The 21,332-nt window shown below is 44.5% G+C and carries 16 protein-coding genes; 7 read left to right on the forward strand and 9 right to left on the reverse strand.

Features of this window, described 5'->3' with window-relative positions:
- Positions 1-118: 118 nt before the first annotated feature.
- From BCT49_RS14975 to BCT49_RS15005, 7 genes are all read right to left on the reverse strand, one after another.
- Entirely contained in the window at positions 119-925 is an 807-nt protein-coding gene (locus BCT49_RS14975; RefSeq protein ID WP_102436253.1) for a hypothetical protein, read from the reverse strand.
- 342 nt (positions 926-1,267) lie between these two features.
- Entirely contained in the window at positions 1,268-1,864 is a 597-nt protein-coding gene (locus tag BCT49_RS14980; protein ID WP_102436255.1) for a hypothetical protein, read from the reverse strand.
- A 211-nt stretch (positions 1,865-2,075) separates the two neighbouring features.
- Complete coding sequence (locus tag BCT49_RS14985; protein ID WP_241908092.1) at positions 2,076-2,816, reverse strand: alpha/beta fold hydrolase; 741 nt, start codon at positions 2,814-2,816, stop codon at positions 2,076-2,078.
- 5 nt (positions 2,817-2,821) lie between these two features.
- Entirely contained in the window at positions 2,822-4,126 is a 1,305-nt protein-coding gene (locus BCT49_RS14990) for a TRAP transporter large permease (protein ID WP_102436257.1), read from the reverse strand.
- 3 nt (positions 4,127-4,129) lie between these two features.
- Positions 4,130-4,663: a TRAP transporter small permease gene (locus BCT49_RS14995; RefSeq protein WP_102436259.1), complete on the reverse strand. Its 534-nt coding sequence runs from the start codon at positions 4,661-4,663 to the stop codon at positions 4,130-4,132.
- An 11-nt stretch (positions 4,664-4,674) separates the two neighbouring features.
- Complete coding sequence (gene dctP, locus BCT49_RS15000) at positions 4,675-5,664, reverse strand: TRAP transporter substrate-binding protein DctP (protein WP_102436261.1); 990 nt, start codon at positions 5,662-5,664, stop codon at positions 4,675-4,677.
- Between the two features lie 107 nt (positions 5,665-5,771).
- The gene (locus BCT49_RS15005; RefSeq protein ID WP_102436263.1) at positions 5,772-6,782 is read right to left on the reverse strand and encodes a D-cysteine desulfhydrase; all 1,011 of its coding nucleotides are present in this window, start codon (positions 6,780-6,782) and stop codon (positions 5,772-5,774) included.
- Positions 6,783-6,940: 158 nt separating this feature from the next.
- On the opposite strand from BCT49_RS15005, the gene BCT49_RS15010 reads away from it, so the two are divergent.
- Positions 6,941-7,897, forward strand: a complete 957-nt coding sequence (locus BCT49_RS15010) for a LysR family transcriptional regulator (RefSeq protein ID WP_102436265.1) — start codon at positions 6,941-6,943, stop codon at positions 7,895-7,897.
- 79 nt (positions 7,898-7,976) lie between these two features.
- Here BCT49_RS15010 and BCT49_RS15015 read toward each other — a convergent pair whose 3' ends face one another.
- On the reverse strand, positions 7,977-10,550 hold the full coding sequence (locus BCT49_RS15015) for a molybdopterin oxidoreductase family protein (RefSeq protein ID WP_102436267.1): 2,574 nt from the start codon (positions 10,548-10,550) through the stop codon (positions 7,977-7,979).
- A gap of 487 nt (positions 10,551-11,037) precedes the next feature.
- On the opposite strand from BCT49_RS15015, the gene nirB reads away from it, so the two are divergent.
- From nirB to BCT49_RS15035, 4 genes are all read left to right on the forward strand, one after another.
- Positions 11,038-13,620 (forward strand): nitrite reductase large subunit NirB, encoded by a 2,583-nt coding sequence (gene nirB / locus BCT49_RS15020; RefSeq protein WP_102436269.1) that lies wholly within the window; start codon positions 11,038-11,040, stop codon positions 13,618-13,620.
- Between the two features lie 217 nt (positions 13,621-13,837).
- Positions 13,838-14,182, forward strand: coding sequence for a nitrite reductase small subunit NirD (gene nirD / locus BCT49_RS15025; protein ID WP_017082504.1), 345 nt, complete (start codon positions 13,838-13,840; stop codon positions 14,180-14,182).
- A gap of 142 nt (positions 14,183-14,324) precedes the next feature.
- Positions 14,325-15,794 (forward strand): NarK family nitrate/nitrite MFS transporter, encoded by a 1,470-nt coding sequence (locus tag BCT49_RS15030; protein WP_102436271.1) that lies wholly within the window; start codon positions 14,325-14,327, stop codon positions 15,792-15,794.
- A 161-nt stretch (positions 15,795-15,955) separates the two neighbouring features.
- Entirely contained in the window at positions 15,956-17,746 is a 1,791-nt protein-coding gene (locus BCT49_RS15035) for a bifunctional protein-serine/threonine kinase/phosphatase (protein ID WP_102436273.1), read from the forward strand.
- Positions 17,747-17,825: 79 nt separating this feature from the next.
- Here BCT49_RS15035 and cra read toward each other — a convergent pair whose 3' ends face one another.
- On the reverse strand, positions 17,826-18,830 hold the full coding sequence (gene cra / locus BCT49_RS15040; protein WP_076668000.1) for a catabolite repressor/activator: 1,005 nt from the start codon (positions 18,828-18,830) through the stop codon (positions 17,826-17,828).
- 372 nt (positions 18,831-19,202) lie between these two features.
- Between cra and fruB the strand changes: the two genes are divergently transcribed.
- Entirely contained in the window at positions 19,203-20,336 is a 1,134-nt protein-coding gene (gene fruB / locus BCT49_RS15045; RefSeq protein WP_102436275.1) for a fused PTS fructose transporter subunit IIA/HPr protein, read from the forward strand.
- Between the two features lie 9 nt (positions 20,337-20,345).
- A complete protein-coding gene (pfkB, locus tag BCT49_RS15050; RefSeq protein ID WP_102436277.1) occupies positions 20,346-21,323 on the forward strand; it encodes a 1-phosphofructokinase in 978 nt (325 codons plus the stop codon).
- Positions 21,324-21,332: the final 9 nt, after the last annotated feature.

Here is a 21,332-nt window from a genome sequence, read left to right on the forward strand (position 1 = left end):
GCATTAAGGTGTGAGCAACGCAACCACGAAACTTAAGCATACCACCGTAAACACAGAACCCAACGATGGAATGAAAAATGCCGAGCGTTGGGAATCACTCTTAAATGCTTTGTTAGAATTATTTTCCACTGGACTCAGTTTCCGGCTCAACGCAGTAGTCTAAATAAAAATCGTAACTATCATTTTCAGCATTATATTTTACAACTGACACTTCGGTAGCTGATATAGGTACATACCTAACATCTTTTGGGATATTAGTACAAATCTCTCTATTGTTTTTATGATAATTATCATGTAGGAGAGTTCTAAAAAAATCTTCATTTAACATAGATGATTGTGATATTGATGCAACAAATATAAGAGGCAGCACTAACATAACCACTGACATAAAAACAATTGGTTTATTTTCTATTGTGTTCCCTGTAAGTTTGTTCCCCACAAAAAAAACTATAGGAAATACAATTTCAATCGCTAGTGTTAGAAGAATAGGACCAAATATAGCAACGAGAATAAAAGACATAGCCACAACATAATTATTCAATGCCGACGCAGGAGCTAGAGTTAACTCTTCTAACATCAAGCCTGAATACAAGATAGAACCTGAAACTGTTACTGAAGCTACAATCAAGTATATAACTTTCATAGTAAGCGAGTTTTTTACCACAGAAATTAGATTGTCATACTTATTCCAATAGTACTCAACTAACATCAAGTTTAAGAAGCCAGCAACACCTAAGCTAACTATCGTCGGATATGCACTCCCTAACCATGCATTTAGGGTTGCATATAAATAGTAAGCAAGCACATGGATAAAATAGAGGGTTTCATAGCCTCCTCTAGTCAGGCTATTTCCATCTTTGGTTTTATTTGCATGATATCCAAATAAAATCACGTATAAAAAAAATAAAAAAGCTAAATGTTGCATTCCATACCTACGATAATTCTAACAGCTATATTAGACAGAATAATTCTGCATTTTGTCCCTGAAACATTTCTGTCTAGTAATCTAAACCGTTCAGGTTATATCTAATAACTCATTTAATAACAGAACCTTACCTGATTACTGCTTTATCAAACATGACAAAAAGCAGAAAAATTCCATATAGTCTCCGCAAAATGTAGAAAGTGACTCAATGTGTGAGTTAGTCGTCATCTTCTTCGTTGATTTCTTCGCCACAGCCTAGGCATTTTGGTTAGATGTCTGTAGGTAGCATGATGATTAAGCCACAGTGTGGACACAGGTCGCCTTGGTTATACATAGTCACTCCTAAGCAGCGCTGAATTCGCCAGTGTATGAAATAAGGCCGGTTTTCTTGCCTTTGAGTAGGATAGTTACGCCTTGGTCATTAATTCCTGTGATTTGCCAACCGAGCTTTTCAGCCTTGGCTAATGTAGCAAGGGTTTTGGGCTTATCTTCTAGGCTTTCCATAATCGCGACTACGTCGGTCTCTTCACCAATCGCTTCAATGAGTATCGGGTTGTCGTAGTCAACTTCGGCTAGTGTTTTGCCCTGCTCTTTCACCGTGAGAGATAGGATTCGGAATACGGCCTTGTCGTTGTAATCGACAATGTGAGATTTGCCTGAGTCATCTACGTATCCGTCTATTGCGACAATGTAACCCGGCTTACCTTGAGCAATCGCTTTAACGTGTTTAGCGCGCTCTACGCCGCCCGATCGGGTTCTTCCATCGTTGTCTGTTTCCATACCGCTGTTGGCAATATCGAACTTCTCTCCGATTTTAGTGCGGTTCCAAGCACGTAGGTAAATCCCTTTGGCGTTCTCACTTCCCCAAGACCACACGGTGTTGTGAAGCGGAGCCTCCAGTTTTTGTTCAAAGAATTTAGAAATGGCTAACTTAGACATCAACTTACCTCTACCTGAAAAATTACAGAACGACATACCAATGCGTGGGATGATATGTAAAACTTGTCGTTCAATCAATCGGTATCGCATACTCAAAAATAAAAACGCCGACATGATTGTCGGCGTTTGATTTGAAGGTAAGTGGCAAGTAAAGCAATAAAAACATGCGTACTTAAGCCATCTTTTTGCTGTTTTAAACCTAATGAGATATCTAACGCACGCTTTGCAAAAACTCCCCAAAAGCTACGTTGAAGTGCAATGGTTTCTCAATGTGGGCATTGTGCGCACAATCGTTGATGATACACAGAGAACTGTGCTCAATACCCTTCCACAATACTGATATCTGCTCATTCCATGGATAAGTCTTATCTGAATCCGCCCATATAATTAATACTGGCATTCTGTATTGAGAGACATAGGATTCACCATTCCAACTGTTCATTGCGATGAGTCCGTGTAGATAGGACTGAAACGAAACCTTGTCTGCAAGTTGCATCGATTGCTTGAGTACATGAGGTGCTAATTCATTTTTAAACCAACTAGACACAGCCCTCTGTTTGCTGTCGCCATAGGTAAAAGAGGATGCATTCTTGATACTCTCTTGTAATGCTTCAAACCTACCAGGCAAGTCGCCTTTCGGTCCTGTTCCATACAAGGTCAAACTGACGACTTGTTCAGCCCATTGATGCCCAATCTGCTGGGCGACCATTCCTCCCATTGAGTGCCCTATTAGGTGAAAACGCTTTATTCCAAGCAGTGCAAGTTGTGACATGACATCTTTGGCCATCTCTTGAATCGTTTCAAAAGCTGTCTCATCAGAACGATCACCAAAGCCTTTCAAACAAACAGGGACTACTTGCATGTTTTTCTCTAAAAACGGTACTTGAGCACTCCAATATTCTGGGCCACTTAAAAATCCATGGATCATCACTAGTGGTACATTAACGTTCATTCACATTACCCCATAACATTTGGTAGCCACACGGCAAGCTGAGGAAAGATAACCATCAGTACAATCAAAAATATGAGAGCACCAATGAAAGGCAAGCAGCCTTTAATGACATCGATAATAGTCAGACGATCTTTCTCAATAGATTGAATAACATACAAATTTAGGCCAACAGGAGGAGTCAATACAGCGACTTCCATCGTTATGGTGTAAATGACACCGAACCAAATCAAGTCAAAGCCTGAAGCTTGAATCAGAGGAAACAAGGTTGGCAGAGTTATGAATGTCATCGAAACAGGCTCTAAGAACATGCCTAAAATAATGTAGAATAAAATAATCAGTGCAAGCGTCGTGTATGGCGATAGTTCCAGAGAAGTAAACAAGCTAGTAAACTCTTGTGGCACTTGATAGTAAGTCATCACAAAACCAAAAAGCACACCAGAAGAAAGTAATAAGCCTAAATAACCCATCGTCTTCATGGTCGCTTTGATTGATTCAAAGAACCCTTTGAGATCCATTCCCCCAACAGTCATAGCAAGTAGCAAGGTAATCACACAAGATACACCTGCCGCTTCAGTAGGGGTCGCGATTCCCGCATAGATGGAGACTGTAATAATAAGACCGATAACCATCACTGGAATTATCGCGCTCAATGCTAGCCCCCAAGGAATGCTTTCACTGTCATCAGACCCTGGCACGGATCCTTTTTGTAAGACACTCCACCCTTTAATGATAAGAAAGAAAAAGGAAACCAAAATTAAGCCCGGTACAACGCCCGCAATAAACAGTTGTCCGATAGACTGATCAGTCACTATCCCGTAGAAAAGAAGAATCAAACTTGGCGGGAGCAGAACGCTGAGTGTTCCACCAGCAGCGAGCACCCCACTGGCGAGTTTTTTGTCGTAGCCAAGGTCTAACATTGCTGGAAGCGCGACGCCACCAATGGTCAATGAGCCAACCATACTCGATCCACATACAGCGCCAAAGCCAGCACAAGCACCAACACTCCCGTATGCAGCAGAACCTGTAATTGGCACCTTACTATGCATAAACCAATACAGATTGGGGCCTATGTTGGACCTGCCAATCAATTCCCCTAATAACACAAACAGCGGAACCGATAATAAAACGTAATCTACCCACACCCCCCACATTTTAAGTTCGGCTGTAACAAGTGTTGTAGAAAAAGACTGAATTGAAAGAAGAAACGGAACGGATGCGCCTGCCAGTGCAAATGGGATTGGTAAACCCATCACAATGAATAAAATTAGTAGCCCCATCAAGCCGAGACCAACTTCATACCACTCAAGCATATATTATTCTCCAAGCTTTACTTGAGGCACAGAAGTCGTGCCACGAATTGACTCAAGTTTATGCATTATTGAGTCATAGAGTTTTAAAATAGAAACCAAAGATAAATTGAGTAATGAAACAAAAACTCCGGCCCAAAAATAATACTTAGGCCATAACAATATCTCTGAGGCAGCAAGCGACACATAGGACTTAGATAGCCCTTTAAAGGCGGCCAAAGCGAAAAAAACAGAGATAACCATCATCAGTGAGTTGTTCGCAATTTCCAGATAGTCTCTTTTCCCTTTAGAGAGTTGGTCGATAAAAATCGTTACCTTGGGAAAAGCATCTGCCTTGAGTGCGTATGAGAGGCCAACGAACGCTAATGGTACTAACATCAAAGCCGTTGCTTCTGTAACCATCCCATCAGGACTACCTATTACGTATCTCATGAATACGCCATAGGTAATCCAGAAAGCTTGGACAATAACGATTACACCACCGCAATACAGCAGTACATTCGTTGAAATATCCAATACTTTTCTGAATTTACCTTCCATAGTTTCTGTCCCTAGATTGAGTTCGCAGCAAAGAGGTCTTTCATCTTGACTGAAAGCTCTGTTCCACAATCATTCTTCAGCTCGTTTTCCCAAGATGTGGAAATATCGGAAACTAACTTAAGCTTTTGCTCTGAGGTCAGTTCAAGAACCGTACCGCCTTCTTTTTTGGCTTCTGCAATCCGGGCATCTACCCACTTTTCATATTGAGGTTTCAACCAAGCTTCAGTCTCTTTAGCTGCCTCTAGTAGCGCTTGCTGATCCGTTTCGGAAAGCGAGTCAAATCGCTCTTTATTCATCATGTACATGATGTTGCCGTAAAATATTCCAGCATCCACCATGTGTGGCATCACATTCCAAAGCTTCCATGAACTATAAGTTGCTACGCCCATGTTGATGCCATCGACAACACCACGCTCCGCAGATTGAAACACTTCTTTAGGAGAGATAAAGACTGGCTTGCCGCCCCAACCTTCAATCATCTTGCTCACTAATGGCCCAACAGAACGAACTAGCTTGCCGTTTAAGTTGGAAAACTCTTCAACAGAATTGACCTGCTCGTTGAACCACCACTCTTGGTCATAAGAGTAATTAGAGTTCATGAGAGGAACCAAGCCGTTCTGGTTAGCCTCCGGAGTAATGAGATCACGATATTGAGAATCCATGTCTAACTGCCCGCTCAAATCAACCGCTGACGGATATAATGAAGTTGTTCGATAACATGAAAGTCGATTATCAGCGCTGATCCAGCTGATATCTGCAACCCCGCCTTGTACAGCATCAACCCCTTCACTCCATCCGTGTAGCGTGGAGGATGGATAGATTCTGACTTTCAGATTTCCGTTGGATTTTGCTTCTGCTATTTCCGCAAATTTTTTAAACCCTTCATACCTAATGTCCGATTCATTCACATAGGTAGAAAGCCTAATTACTTCTTTGCTCATTGCATTGAAAGACAGTAATCCACCAATAATTAAGCTGGCTAGTTTGATTGATTTTTTCATGTAATCTCCATTTACAACATTTCATTAAATCTTCTTACTATCAGTATTCAGTACTAACAGTCACGGTTAATAGGTAAGGTCTGATTGAAAAGTCTCACTCCTATACATTACTCGTAATTAGGGAAGTCGAAGCTGTCACGATAGCCAAATAACGCTTGAGCGCCTCCGGTATGCACAAAGACAATGTTCTCGCCCTTCTTAAAGTGACCATTTCGAACTAGGTCGATAAGACCCGCGGCTCCTTTGCCCGAATACACTGGATCAAGCAAAATACCTTCAAAACGTGAGAACATGTTGATCGCTTCGATCGTTGAAGGTGCCGGAATCCCATAGCCTTCGCCAACATAGTCACAATTCGCCACTACATCTTCGCGTTTTACTGCGTCTGCCGCGCCCATGTGCTCAGCAGTACGTTGAGCCAATTTGAAGACATTGCCTTCTTGAGTTGGTTTATCAACGCGCACCCCGATACCAAGTACTGGTATTTGACTGTTGGTCATTGCAAAACCGGTGACCAGCCCTGCTTGGGTACCAGCACTCCCCGTAGCGTGTACTACGTGGTCAACCTTCAGGTTTCGGTCATTGCTTTGTTTTAAGATCTCTAATGCACAATCTACATATCCAAGAGCACCAATATGGTTAGAGCCACCGCCCGGTACGATGTAAGGCTTCTTGCCTTGAGCACGCAGTGTCGCTGCCACATCTTCCATCGCAGCGTTCATATCTGTACCGCCGGGGTACTTAGAGAGTTGAGCATTGAATAGCTGGTCTAACATAACGTTACCGTTAAACTTATAATCAGGGTCATCACTTGCAGTACGATCTTCCAGTAAGACGATGCAATCCATATTCAGCTTGGTCGCTATCGCCGCCGTTTGACGTGCATGGTTCGACTGTGTTGCACCTTGAGTAATGATGGTATCAGCACCTTGTTCAACGGCATCAGCCATCAAAAATTCCAACTTTCGAGTTTTATTTCCGCCACCAGCAAGGCCAGTACAATCATCTCTCTTGATCCAGATGTTCGGGCCTCCTAACGCTTCACTCAGATTTTTCATTAGCTCTAAGGGTGTGTTCAAGTGGGCAAAATTTAAACGAGGATAACGCGATAAATGCATCTCTCTTCTCCAGTCAATGTTTAGTTAGTGGTTTGTTTAACACTGAATTACATTAGCTCGTGATATCGCTCGAAAGATAATGCTTTTTGCTAACAGGGGTGTTAACTTTTGTTTAACAAAAATATCGACATTCATAATTTTGGACAAGGATTCGCCACATGGATTTGAAGTGGATTGAGGACTTTTTACACCTTTCTCAATACGGAAGTTTTGCAAAAGCAGCCAAAGCAAGAAACATCACTCAACCTGCTTTTGGCCGAAGAATCAAACTATTAGAAGAATGGGTGGGGACTGACCTGGTTAATAGGAACACTTACCCAGCGACATTCACTAAAGCGGGATTTCGGTTTCTAAAACATGCGAATGACCTCAAACAACAAATAGACTACGCTCGGCTAGAAACGGTTAGAGAAGTTAACAATAATGAAACAAAAGTCACATTTCATACTCAGCACTCGCTGTCTGAATATGTCGTTAATAAGATGATTAACGAATACACCGATGAGTTTAAAACGACCTTAGTTTATGTCAGCCCAAACAACTTACATGATTCAGTGCAAGCATTTATCGACAACCGATCTGATTTTCTTATCGGCTTATCTTTCAAGGGAAGTCGACTTTATGTACCCAATCCAGAAGTTGAATCCGTCACGATCGGGCATGAGTGCCTAATACCAGTTGTTGCCAGTAAAAGTGATGGTTCAGCACTCTACAAAGACTGCAAAAATTCAAGCGTCCCTCTGCTCAGTTATCCATCGAATACTTTTTTCGCACAAGTATTAGAAAAACATGGCTCAATAGCTCAAAGCCTTTGTAGTTTTGATATTGTGTACGAAAACGCCGTCACACATTCTCTCAAATCAATGGCGCTATCGGGTCATGGGGTGGCGTGGTTACCAGAAGGCTTTGTTCAAGAAGAGCTTGAGCAAGGTTTATTGATGAGGTTTTCAGAAACCATTTCACCAATTAACGCTAAAATAAAACTCTACCGCTTCTCGACTGAAGAAATGACACCTGGAATGGGTAAGTTGTGGCACCACTTCAAAGAGACGAGCGTTGAAACCAAAAGGCAAAAAAAACTGGTTACTGACCTTGCAAAGCCAATACATAGCTAACGTAAACGCAGCTATTCCTCTAAAGGTAAGAAGATAAAAGATAAGCCGATAAATACGGCTTATCTTTTAACAGGGTTGCCTAACTGGCCAAGGCACTCAAAAACTCGGCTTCAAACTCTTCATCAATAGGCTTAGAGAAACAGTCCACCAGCCAATCGATACTGTGTTGTTCCAGCTGAGTGTTGACGACAAAAGCTTGTTTAAGCCCAAACTCATCTAAGGTCGCTGAGCCATGGTTTTTGTAATGCTTATTGCCGTGATAATGCAGTGATTTAAGGTTTTCTGAAGTCTTGATAGGTTGTGATTCAATAGTATTAGAAAGTTGAATAACGAGTTCCATCGGATTTTTAACAGAGCTGATTCGATATAGAAACCCTCCTTCCACACGCTGTCTTACCCAATAATCAAACTCATCACAGTCCACCACACTGTCACTGATCAGTACCGCTTCACTGCGATAGTCACATGGCTCAATCATCACCGGTGTGTGCTTGAATTCTGGCTGTCCTGAGTTGGAATCGGTATTGGGTAAGATAAGGTCGCAAGGCTTGCTATTTTTGGCTGTAGTGCCGTTCCAGTGGATTGGCATGAAGACCTGCTCTTTGCGCATCTCTTGCGTTAATACCAAACGTGCTTGAGATTCACCTTGGGCACTCTTCACTTTAACTACTTGGTTGGTTTGATTGGTGCTGGTTGCAAAGCCGAACTTTTTGGCAGTTTCAGGATGAATGGCTAAAAATGGCTCTGGCGTATGCTCACCAAGCGATGAAGCAAGCCCCGTTCGGCTCATGGTGTGCCATTGGTCGCGCACTCGACCGCTGTTCATGATCAATGGGTAATCTGGAGAAGTGGTCGTTAAAGGCTGTGAGTGTTCAACCGCAATAAACTGGGCTTTCCCTGAAGCGGTAAAAAACTCACCATTGGTAAACATTCGTTGGTTCACGATATCTTGTTGCAGCTCCAATACCGGCCATTGTTGAGGTTTAAGCTCGCTGTAGCCTTTGTCGTCTAGGTTTGTTAAGCCAATCAAACACAAGTCTCGTTGTTTGCCATTTGCATTATCAAGGCTGGTCATCTGGCAATACTCTTCAAAGATCTGCCCTTCGTGGCGATAATCAAAAGCATCTTGGTGTCCCATCTTCTGAGCCACTTCTTTAATCATCCACCAGTCGGGTTTAGCTTCCCCTGGGCTTGGTAATATGCGGCGCTGCCTTGATATACGGCGCTCAGAATTGGTCACAGTACCCGACTTTTCACTCCACCCTTGCGCGGGTAACACCACATCAGCCAAGCGAGTGGTTTCGGTGTCGGCTATGCAATCTGACACAACTACAAATGGGCATTGTTCTAGTGCGGCTTTGACTTTCGCACTGTCTGGAAGGCTTACGACCAGATTCGTCGCCATGATCCATACGGCTTTGATCTTGCCATCCAGCATGCCATCAAATAGGTCAACCGCCTTCAAACCCGGCTTGGTCGCTAAGTTATCGGTTTGCCAAAAATCACTCACAGTTTGGTGTGAATCAGCATCCCCAAATTCAAAGTGCGCGGCTAAGGTATTCGCTAAGCCACCAACCTCACGACCGCCCATAGCGTTCGGTTGCCCTGTCACCGAGAAAGGCCCCATGCCGACTTTACCAATCTTTCCGGTCGCCAAATGGCAATTGATGATGGCATTCACCTTATCGCAGCCTTGGCTAGATTGATTCACACCCTGCGAATAGATGGTGATGACTTTCTTGTTGGATGCGAACGCACGGTAGAAGCGTTCAACCTCTTGTTCCGTTAAGCCAGTCAGTTGGCTGACGCCTTGCTCAAAATTGATGTTTGAATCAGAGTGGTAAACATACTTCTTTGCTGACTCGATCGCTTGTTCAAAGCCTTGTGTATGCTTGCTTATGTATTCTTCATCGAGTGCATCATTGCTGTCGAGATAAGAAAGCAGTCCATTGAACAAGGCAACGTCAGATCCTGATTCAATGGCTAGGTGTTGATCGGCAATTTCACAAGTGTCGGTATAACGAGGGTCGATCACCACAACCGTTAAGTTCGGGTTACTTTGCTTGGCAGCGCGTAATCGTTGAAACAACACAGGGTGACACCAAGCCAAGTTAGAGCCAGTGATCACCGCTAAATCAGTATCTTCTAGATCTTCATAACAGATAGGCACGGTGTCACTGCCAAATGCACGCTTGTGTCCAACAACGCTAGAAGCCATACACAGCCTAGAGTTACTGTCGATGTTGCCGCTGCCGATAAAGCCTTTCATCAGTTTGTTGGCAACGTAGTAGTCTTCCGTTAACAGTTGTCCGGAGACATAAAACGCTACGGAGTCAGGGCCAAACTCTTCTATGGTTTGATTGAATCTATCTGCCACCAACTGGGTTGCTTCGTTCCAGCCAAGTGCTTGCTGTTGTTGGTTTTGAATGTGCTGTTGGTTTTGAATATGCATAGGCTGTTTAAGTCGCCCCAAAGGTGTGACGGTATCGCCCAGTGCTATCCCTTTGGTGCACAGCTTTCCATAATTTGATGGGTGTTCTTTATCACCGCGTACTTCAAGCTTACCTAATGAAGTCGGCCTCGCTTCTATTCCGCAGCCAACACCACAATAAGCACATGTCGATTTTATCCAGCCACTGTTTGAATCGGTCATCCGTTTCTCACTCAATTATCCATAATTGCATTTAATCAAACAAAGCAAATAACACGCCACTTAGTCACAAGATTCTCATAAGTAAAAAATAACCAATAAAAACATAATCTTATTTTAAATATAGATATCAATAGCAAATTCAATCGAAGTTAAGCCAACATGAAAGTTAATTTTTGCACCATCTTGCTGAAAGTTGCACCACAAACGCTCACTTCCATAAATTTAACAAAACAATTACATACCACTTTAGGGGTAAATGCGTGCTACCCCATATTTTTAATCCATTGAAAAATAAACGTTAAATTTTATTTAATTTGATGATATGTAATCTGGCATCCTCCTTGCTCCACTAGAAACCAAGACTTAGAAAAACAATTTTTGTTTTCTTGATAATTATGAATTGAGTGGAATCTCAACCCGGTATTCATCTGCTAGCGACTAGAAATTAGATGCTCGAAACAGAGAAGCCGAGAATAAGGAATGGATTATGAGCAAGAAGAAAATCGTCGTCGTTGGTAACGGCATGGTTGGACACAAATTTATCGACAACATCCTTCAATCAGACAGTGATGAGTTTGATGTGATTACTTTCAGTGAAGAGCCAAGGTTGGCCTACGATCGAGTTCAGCTTACGGCTTACTTCAAGCGTGGAAATGCTGATGACTTGGCATTAACCAGCGAAGAGTATTACCAGAGCAATGGCGTCAATTACCTTCTCAACGCAAAAGTCGCTCAACTGGATACTGAAAATAAGTGCGTTGTGACTGAATCGGGACATACCGAGAGTTATGACACTTTGATTCTGGCGACCGGTTCATTCCCTTTTGTTCCCCCTATTCCCGGTAACGACCAAGAACACTGCCACGTTTATCGCACCATCGAAGATTTAGACGCTATTGAGCTCTCAAGTAAAGGCAGCAAATCGGGCGTGGTGATTGGTGGTGGTCTGCTGGGTTTAGAAGCCGCAAACGCAGTCAAAAACCTTGGCTTAGAAACTCATGTTGTGGAATTCGCACCTCGCCTGATGGCCGTACAATTAGATGACGGTGGCGGTGCGCTTCTACGCAGAAAAATTGAAGACCTTGGCGTTCAAGTTCACACCGAGAAAGCAACCTCTGAGATAGTCGCGGGTGAGAACGCTCGCTACAGAATGAACTTCGCGGACGGCACCCATCTTGAAACCGATATGATCGTGTTCTCTGCAGGTATTCGCCCTCAAGATGCCTTAGCTCGTAGCTCTGACATCGCCATTGGTGAACGTGGCGGCATCGTGATTAACGATCACTGCCAAACCAACATCGACAATGTGTATGCGATTGGTGAATGTGCGCTTTGGGACAACAAGATCTTCGGCCTAGTCGCCCCTGGTTATTCAATGGCGAAAGTCGCGGCTACGCATATCTTATCGGACGGAACGAGCGACGCTTCATTTACTGGTGCCGATATGAGCACCAAACTCAAACTACTGGGTGTAGACGTGGCCAGTATTGGCGAAGTACACGGCCAAACAGAAGGCGCTCAATCGTATACCTATAACGATGAAATCGAACAGGTTTACAAACGCCTGATCATATCGGCGGATGGCAAGAAGATTGTCGGTGCGGTATTGGTGGGTGACGCCGAAGCTTACGGTTCGCTGCTGCAAATCAAACAAAATGACATGCCTCTTCCTGAAAACCCATCAGTGCTGATTCTACCTAACGTCGCGGATGATTCAGGCTCTGCAATGGGTGTTGAAGCTCTGCCCGATAGCGCAGTGATTTGTTCGTGTTTCGATGTGACTAAAGGCGACATTAAAGACGCGGTATCTGCTGGCTGCACCACGATGGCTGCATTAAAAGAAACCACCAACGCTTCGACAGGTTGTGGCGGTTGTTCTGCCCTCGCTAAACAGGTTCTTGATAGCGAACTGAGTAACTTGGGTGTCGAGGTGTCTAACGATATCTGTGAGCACTTTGCCTATTCTCGCCAAGAGCTGACTGACATCATTCGAGTCAACAAAATTAAGACCTTTGATGAGTTGCTTGATTCTCATGGAAACGGATTGGGCTGTACCGTGTGTAAGCCAGCAGTCGGTTCTATTTTGGCTTCTTACTGGAACGATTACATCCTCGAAGATCAACACATCGAACTGCAAGACACCAATGACATCTACCTCGGCAACATGCAAAAAGACGGCACCTACTCTGTGGTTCCGCGTATTGCTGGCGGAGAAATCACACCAGACAAGTTGATCGTTTTAGGCGAAGTCGCAAAAGAGTTCGACCTATACACCAAGATCACCGGTGGTCAGCGTGTCGATTTGTTCGGCGCGCAACTTAACGAACTGCCAATCATCTGGAAAAAGCTAATTGATGCAGGTTTTGAAACTGGCCATGCCTACGGTAAATCGGTTCGTACCGTGAAATCGTGTGTCGGTAGCACTTGGTGTCGATACGGTGTCGACGACAGTGTTGGCTTAGCGATTCGACTCGAGAACCGCTACAAAGGCTTACGCTCGCCCCACAAGATCAAGTTTGCGGTTTCTGGCTGTACTCGTGAATGTGCAGAAGCGCAATCGAAAGACTTTGGCATTATCGCTACCGACAAAGGTTGGAACCTCTACATCTGTGGTAACGGTGGTATGCGCCCTCGCCATGGTGACCTTTTCGCTACCGACCTTGATGAAACCACTCTGCTGCAATACATCGACCGCATTCTGATGTTCTACACACGTACCGCAGATCGCCTACAGCGCACATCGGTATGGATGGAAAACCTTGAAGGTGGCATTGAATACCTCAAACAAGTCGTGATTGAAGACAAGCTCAATGTTGCTGAAGAACTTGAAGCCGATATCGCCCTCAACATCGAAAAATACCAGTGTGAATGGAAAACCACCATCGAAAATCCTGAAAAGATGAAACGCTTCCAGCACTACATCAACAGCGAAGAAATGGACACTAGCCTGTCATTCATCAAAGAACGAGAGCAACGCTTTCCAAAGCCAAGTTTGAGCTCTTCTGCTGATTCACAACGCGATGAAATGCTAACCAACGCAGACCAAATAGAAGTGACTGAGGTTTCGTAAACATCAGCTTTATAAACAAGAGTTGTCGTAACCCTAAAAAATACAATTGAGTCAGGTAAAGCGTCCACATAAAACGCTAGGAAGTGGCTGGCATGCTCAGCAAGTCACTTCCCTACTCACTCCAATAGAGACAGTAACGACAACTCAGCAAAGCCAAGAATTTGAAGAAGTTAATACACAAATAATTAAAGACTCAATTTTAGACTAGGAGAAAGTCATGGAAAATTGGACAACCGTATGTAGCACCCGGGACTTAACCCCAAATGGTGGAATTTGCGCCAAAGTAGACGATAACCAAGTGGCTATTTTTTACTGCAAACGCAGCGACACACTTTATGGACTCTCTAATTACGACCCTATCGGCAAGGCGAATGTTATGTCACGTGGTATAATTGGTTCATTAAGCGGAGAGCCTTACGTAGCCTCGCCCTTATACAAGCAGCATTACCACTTAGAAACTGGCGCGTGCCTTGAACAACCAGACCTCAAGCTCGTGAAATTTGAAGTTCGCAAGCAAGGAGAGCAAGTACAGGTTCTCGCACCGCTTGCTATCGCCAGTTAACTAAACGCCGACATCACCATGTAAACGCTTTACAGGCGTGAGCAATTTCGGCATTGGGTTTAGCCACATGAATGCGTTCGAATTTCGGAAGTAACGCACGAGCTAAAACCGGGTAATTTTCCAGATTTAAAGGATTTAAACCATGGATAACACAAAATTTTCGCTGCTTTCATTTACGGGTAAGATGAAAACCTTACACCTAAGTTGGATGGCCTTTTTTATCACCTTTGTAGTGTGGTTCAACTTTGCCCCGCTACTGCAAATGGTAAAAACCTCGCTTGGTCTTTCTACTGAAGAGATCAAAACACTCCTTATTCTCAACGTTGCATTAACCATTCCGGCGCGTGTCGCCATTGGTATGTTAACCGACAGATATGGCCCTAGGTTAGTCTACTCTTCGCTACTCGCGGTCTGTTCAATCCCTTGTTTTATGTTTGCTATGGCAGACTCTTTCATTCAAGCGGCGATTGCTCGTTTCCTATTAGGCTTCATCGGTGCAGGCTTCGTTGTTGGTATTCGTCTTGTGTCTGAGTGGTTCCCACACAACGAACTGGGTACAGCTGAAGGTATTTACGGCGGCTGGGGTAACTTCGGTTCAGCAGCGGCGGCATTTACACTTCCAACTCTCGCTTTAGCATTTGGTGGCGAAGATGGTTGGCGTTATGCGGTCGGTATTACTGGCCTTATGAGCTTAGCGTTCTCGTTTATCTTCTACAAAAATGTATCGGATACACCAAAAGGTTCGACTTACTTCAAGCCAGCCCAAGTAACGGCAATGGAAGTGACATCAAAGGGTGACTTTTTCTTCCTACTCATTATGAAGATCCCGATGTATGCCGCTCTAGCGCTACTGACATGGAAGCTATCACCGAGCAACATCAACATGTTGTCTGACATGGCGGTGTCTTCAGTGTACGCAGGTTTAGCCGCACTTTACGTGTACGAAGTGTCGCAAGTTTGGAAGGTAAATAAGAACGTATTCAAAGAAGAAGTACCAGAAATTCACAGATATAAATTCAAGCAAGTTGCTGTGTTGAACGTGTTGTATTTCGCGACATTTGGTTCTGAACTGGCTGTTGTTTCTATGCTGCCACTGTTCTTCTCTGAAACCTTTGAACTAACGCCAGTGCTTGCGGGTATGGTTGCATCGGCTTATGCCTTTATGAACCTAATGTCTCGCCCGGGTGGCGGTTGGATTTCAGACAAATTTGGTCGTAAACCAACACTGCTTATTCTTACGATTGGTCTTGCTGTGGGTTACTTTGCAATGGGTCAAGTCGACAGCACATGGCCAGTATGGCTAGCGGTTGTGGCTGCGATGGCATGTTCTTTCTTCGTGCAAGCAGGTGAAGGTGCGGTGTTTGCAACAGTACCCCTGATTAAACGCCGTATGACAGGTCAAATTGCTGGTATGACGGGTGCTTACGGTAACGTGGGTGCGGTGGTTTACCTAACTGTGCTTTCATTCGTAAGCTACCAAACCTTCTTCTTAGTGATTGCAGGAACAGCGGTACTTGGCTTCGTTACTCTGATGTTCATGGAAGAGCCTAGCGGCCAAATTGCTGAAGTGAATGACGATGGTAGCGTGACCTTGATTAACGTATCGAGCTAACCACTCATTGAATCGGGAGAAGCACCAAGGTTGGTATCACCGCTTTGGTGCTTCGTTCAGAGGCTCTACGTTCACTAGAGCTTTTGTTCTTTCTCAGATGTGCTCTCAAGCAGATGAGAAAACGGCCAGTTAAGAAGAAGACAGTAAGAAGCAGACCAGTTATGACGATTTCATTCAGCCAAGGGCAAGTCATCACGCCTGAATCCAACAACCGGCTTACGCTTAAGTTTGGTGGTTATTCGAATAAAGGCGTCCGTGATGAAAACCAAGACGCCATCATTGTAAAACACCCTAAGACTCGTGCGGAGCAAGAGCTAAAAGGCAGTGTTGCTTGCATTGCAGACGGTGCAAGTTGCAGTGAGCACGGCCAAAAAGCCAGCCACACCAGCGTGATGCAGTTTATTGATGACTATTACGCCACACCACAAAGTTGGAGCATTCAACGTTCAGCGCAAAAAGTCTTAACTTCACTCAACTCTTGGCTCTTCAACACGTCTGTCTCTAATATTCATCCCGCACAACAAGTTAACCATAATGCGCTCGTTTCCACCTTTAGCAGCGTGATATTGAAATCCAACACTGCACATATATTCCATGTAGGCGACAGTCGAATTTACCTATTAAGAGATGGTGAACTGCGCCAACTTACTCGCGACCATACTCGTAAAACCATGGGGCAGAAGCATTACCTAACGCGCGCCTTAGGTATGGATAATCAGCTCAACGTTGACTATCAAACCCTGCCTATCAAGAAGAATGATTGCTTCATCCTCACATCGGATGGTGTGCATGAGTTTGTCTCGCCCAACACATTCAATGAACACATCGATAAGCCTGGAGCGGATTTCGAATACGCTGCGCAAAGCATCTGCAATACCGCCTTAAGCCACAATAGCTCAGACAACGTAAGTTGCTTGATAGTCCAAGTCAGTCACCTACCCAAACCATCTTTAATTGAGTTTCATGAAAAGCTCGCCAAGCGCGCTATTCCACCCGCACTAAAACTTGGTCAGAGTATCGATAACTTTATGGTACTTGAGGTGTTGTATGCAGGCTCAAGAAGCCATGTGTACCGCGTGATGCAGAAAGAGACACAAACCGAGTTCGTGCTCAAAGTGCCTTCGGTTCAATACCACGATAGTCCTGCCCAACTCAGAACTTTCTTCAACGAACAATGGGCTGGCATCTTGCTCAACAATAAACGCGTCATGAAGGTTTACCCGACACCAGAGCATTCGCAATTCTTATATCAAATCTGTGAGTGGGTAGAAGGCATCACCCTGAGACAATGGATGTACGACAATCCAAAACCGTCACTCAAGCAAGTTCGCGAAATATTAGAAAAGATCACACAGGGCATTCGCGTATTACAACGTGCAGACATGGTGCACCGAGACTTGAAGCCTGAAAACATCATGCTTCAACGTGATGGTGAGATTAAAATCATCGACCTTGGTGCCGTGCTAGTAAGAGGTATAGAAGAGGGAGAACAAGCAGAACAAGACTCGACACCACTGGGCGCGGTGAATTACATCGCACCGGAAACCATTAAGCACAACACGGCCACCACAAGCTCGGATCTGTTCTCTATTGCAGTGATCGGGTATGAGATGCTGACAGGTGAACTACCCTACTCTGAAATGACGGCACAATCGCTCAAGCAATCTCGTCATCATCAGTGGGAATACCAACCGCTCACACAAAAGCGTGCTGATATACCGGCTTGGGTTGATTTGGTTTTACAGAAAGCCTGCGCCGAATCGCCAAGCGAACGCCATCAAGTGTTAGGGGATTTTGTCGCTGACCTTTACACACCCAACCAAAGCTTGGTGAAAAGCAAAGCCAAGCAACCTTTGATAAACCGCCACCCAATCCAGTTTTGGAAAGTGCTGGCCTTGTTGCTCGGTCTTGTTGCAGTCGTAGAGTTGGGCTTATTGCTGAGTTCGAGTTAATTCCAAGTTCGAGCTAATTCTAATTCCAAGCTCAAGCTAAGTGTCCAAGTCTAACCTAGCTTGTGCAAACTAACTGGAATTAACCTCGTTTTACTAAGCTTCTTGGCACTAGCTCAATACCGGCTTGGTAACGCTTAGCCGATGCATTTAACGCCAAGGCAAAAGCACTATCGGCAATCACTTCAAACTGCTGAGGCAGTGAATGGACTTTGAAAGGCAAGAAGTCGAGCAGTCGGTTATCACCAAAGGTTGCCAGTTTTACTTGATTGATCAGCTCTGGTTTTTCGACCATTACATCAAGCACACCCTCTAATAAGGTGTAAGACATAGTCACGATCGCATCTGGAACCGTGCCCTTTGCAATCCACTCTTCAAAAACCTCGCGTCCAGATTCTCTATCAAAGTGCTCGCCATAACCCACAACCATCGGCTTATTTTCTGTCAGTCCTGTTTGTTGAGTATGTGCTTTATTCGCTGCTTCAAAACCTAACTGACGTTCACGTGAAATGTTCAGATCTGGCAGTGCACCAATAAGACCAACACTATGAATGCTGTCATCAAGAATCGAATGAGTCAGTTCAAACGCGGCTTCGAAATCTTCACTGATCACGCAAGCAAAATGCTCGTCATCCAACGGACGGTCAATCGCAATGACAGGTGTGCCTGAATTTTGCAGCTTCAAGTAGAACTCATTAGCGTCTGGCATTGAGCTCGCCACCAGCAAGGCATCGATACGACGGCTCACCAAAGCTTCAGCGACTTTACGTTCGGTTTCAGCATCATCATCTGAACAACCAATCAGTATTTGATAACCCACTTTACGTGAGTTCTGCTCTATCAATTTTGCTAAACGCGCGTAACTGCTGTTTTCCAGATCAGGAATAATCAAACCAAATGAACGGCTATTACCAGCGCGCAGCGACGAAGCAGCATGGTCTGGTCGGTAGTTATATTCTTCCACAACCGCCATGACTTTCTGCTGAGTCTTTTCACTGATTCTGTATTTCTGCGCCTTGCCGTTGATGACATAACTGGCCGTGGTTTTCGATACTCCAGCCAATTTAGCAATTTCATCAAGTGTCATATGGGTGACCTGTATTTTGTGCGTAGGATCATATAACCAATGATCTGATCCTCGGATTAGTTGAATTATATGCTGAATCGATTCAGTATAAAAGCTGAAAGGATTCAGCAAAATCTGAAAAGTGACTTCAATCATCCTTTTGAATGGATTGAGCGTCATTTGTTGTGATTCAACTTCTCGTTGTTAACGAAACTGAATTACGACACGCAGCAAAACTATTTTGAAAACCAAAATCGGCTTTGCTGAATTTTTTTACACCGAATGCTGAACCGATTCAGCAAGCATAAGGCAAAGAGTTAAGCTCCATAAATCTTGCTCTAGACTGAATCGTAGCGATACACAAATTCTCAAGCGATACGCTAAAGAGGCACCATGCTTAAATTATCAAAATCTGACATCACTCTTGGTCAAACGGCCGATGACAAATTCAAAGCTATCCAGAACATTGCTGGCGACCTAACCGCGAAAGGCTTAGTGGATTCTGGCTACGTTGAAGGAATGCTGAACCGTGAAAACCAGAACTCTACGTTCCTAGGTAACGGCATCGCGATTCCTCACGGCACCACTGACACACGTAGCTTAGTAAAAGAGACAGGCGTAGCCGTTCACCACTTCCCTGAAGGTATTGATTGGGCAGACGGCAACCGTGTTTACGTAGCAATTGGTATTGCTGCGAAATCTGACGAGCACTTAGGCATTCTTAAGCAGCTAACAAAAGTGCTAGCGGCAGACGGTGTTGAAGAGAAATTAAAGCAAGCGAAATCAGAAGACGAAATCATCGCCCTACTTAATGGCGAAGTTCAGCTAGAAGCAGACCTAGACGCTTCTTTAGTTCAACTACTGTTCCCTGCTAGCGACATGGTTCAAATGTCTGCAGTTGCGGGCGGCCTACTGAAAAACACAGGTTGTACTGACAACGCATTCGTTGCTGACCTAGTAACAAAAACACCGACTCACCTAGGCCAAGGCCTGTGGTTGTTGAGCAGCGATAAAGGCGTTACTCGCACTGGCGTATCGTTTGTTTCAACAGCAAACCATTGTGAGTACGAAGGCACACCAGTGAAAGCATTGGTCGCATTCGCCGCTTGTAACAGCGCACACCAATCTATTCTGGCAAACCTAAGCAAGATGGTTTTCGAAGGTAAACAGCAACAACTGTTAACCGCTGACATTGCACAAGTGATTGGCCTTCTAAAAGGTGAAGCGGTTTCTACAGCGTCTCAAGACGATGATAACTGTGCAGTCTTCAAAATCAAAAACGCACACGGCCTACACGCTCGCCCGGGTGCAATGTTAGTTGCTGAAGCGAAGAAATTCGAATCAACAATCCGCGTTTCAAACCTAGATGGCGACGGAAAAGAAGTGAACGCGAAGAGCTTGATGAAAGTAATCGCACTTGGCGTTAAACACGGCCACCAGCTTCAGTTTGTTGCTGAAGGTGAAGATGCTGCACAAGCACTTGAATCGATTGGCAAAGCTATCGCTTCTGGCCTTGGCGAAGGTTAAGGAATCGATATGTCTGATAAACAAATCAAAGCCGTTACCGTTACGCTAAACCCTGCTCTAGATCTAACTGGCGCTATCGACGCACTTAACGTGGGTTCAGTGAGCCTAGTGAACAAAGGTTCACTTCATGCAGCTGGCAAAGGGGTAAACGTAGCAAAAGTACTTTCAGAGCTTGGTGCTAAAGTGACCGTGACAGGTTTCCTTGGTCGCAATAACGAAGAAGCGTTCTGCCAACTGTTCGAACAGATGGGCGCAACTGATCGCTTTATCCGTGTTGATGGCGCAACTCGCATCAACGTGAAACTGGTTGAGAACTCAGGCCAAGTAAGCGACATCAACTTCCCAGGCGTTCCTGTTGATGCTGACGCTGTTAAAGCGTTTGAAAAAACCTTGCTAGATCTGGCTGAAGACCACGAATACTTCGTGATTGCAGGCAGCTTGCCACAAGGCGTATCACCAGAGCTTTGTGCTTCTTGGGTACAACGCTTGCGTGACCTAGGTAAAAAGGTGTTGTTCGACAGTAGCCGTGACGCACTTAAAGCCGGTATCAATGCACAACCTTGGTTAATTAAGCCAAACGACGAAGAGCTTTCTCAGCTGTTCAACGCAGAACTGACAACACGTGACCAATGCCAACACGCAGGCCAAGCCCTAAGTGAAAAAGGCATCGATAACATCGTGGTATCACTTGGCGCAGAAGGCGTGATGTGGCTAAACCAAGGTGAATGGTTACATGCTCAACCGCCGCGTATGCAAGTGGTAAGCACGGTAGGCGCAGGTGACACATTAGTTGCTGGCCTATGTTGGGGTCACATGCAACAGATGCCAAAACCAGAACTTATTAAATTCGCAACCGCCCTATCTGCTCTAGCAGTTTCACAGGTAGGCGTGGGCATCACCAGCCAACAAGAGCTGGATTCAGTACTACAAAATATCCAATTACAGTCGCTTAGTGCTCCAACTAGCCAGTTAGACACAAGCAAATAGGACAAAAGG

The sequence above is a fragment of the Vibrio lentus genome (assembly GCF_002875945.1).
GTDB lineage: Bacteria > Pseudomonadota > Gammaproteobacteria > Enterobacterales > Vibrionaceae > Vibrio > Vibrio apostichopi.

Bases quoted from the DNA above. Each gene is read 5' to 3' on its own strand.
- BCT49_RS14975 (WP_102436253.1), bottom strand. From the start codon at position 925: ATGCAACATTTAGCTTTTTTATTTTTTTTATACGTGATTTTATTTGGA.
- BCT49_RS14980 (WP_102436255.1), bottom strand. From the start codon at position 1,864: ATGTCTAAGTTAGCCATTTCTAAATTCTTTGAACAAAAACTGGAGGCT.
- BCT49_RS14985 (WP_241908092.1), bottom strand. From the start codon at position 2,816: ATGAACGTTAATGTACCACTAGTGATGATCCATGGATTTTTAAGTGGC.
- BCT49_RS14990 (WP_102436257.1), bottom strand. From the start codon at position 4,126: ATGCTTGAGTGGTATGAAGTTGGTCTCGGCTTGATGGGGCTACTAATT.
- BCT49_RS14995 (WP_102436259.1), bottom strand. From the start codon at position 4,663: ATGGAAGGTAAATTCAGAAAAGTATTGGATATTTCAACGAATGTACTG.
- dctP (WP_102436261.1), bottom strand. From the start codon at position 5,664: ATGAAAAAATCAATCAAACTAGCCAGCTTAATTATTGGTGGATTACTG.
- BCT49_RS15005 (WP_102436263.1), bottom strand. From the start codon at position 6,782: ATGCATTTATCGCGTTATCCTCGTTTAAATTTTGCCCACTTGAACACA.
- BCT49_RS15010 (WP_102436265.1), top strand. From the start codon at position 6,941: ATGGATTTGAAGTGGATTGAGGACTTTTTACACCTTTCTCAATACGGA.
- BCT49_RS15015 (WP_102436267.1), bottom strand. From the start codon at position 10,550: ATGACCGATTCAAACAGTGGCTGGATAAAATCGACATGTGCTTATTGT.
- nirB (WP_102436269.1), top strand. From the start codon at position 11,038: ATGAGCAAGAAGAAAATCGTCGTCGTTGGTAACGGCATGGTTGGACAC.
- nirD (WP_017082504.1), top strand. From the start codon at position 13,838: ATGGAAAATTGGACAACCGTATGTAGCACCCGGGACTTAACCCCAAAT.
- BCT49_RS15030 (WP_102436271.1), top strand. From the start codon at position 14,325: ATGGATAACACAAAATTTTCGCTGCTTTCATTTACGGGTAAGATGAAA.
- BCT49_RS15035 (WP_102436273.1), top strand. From the start codon at position 15,956: ATGACGATTTCATTCAGCCAAGGGCAAGTCATCACGCCTGAATCCAAC.
- cra (WP_076668000.1), bottom strand. From the start codon at position 18,830: ATGACACTTGATGAAATTGCTAAATTGGCTGGAGTATCGAAAACCACG.
- fruB (WP_102436275.1), top strand. From the start codon at position 19,203: ATGCTTAAATTATCAAAATCTGACATCACTCTTGGTCAAACGGCCGAT.
- pfkB (WP_102436277.1), top strand. From the start codon at position 20,346: ATGTCTGATAAACAAATCAAAGCCGTTACCGTTACGCTAAACCCTGCT.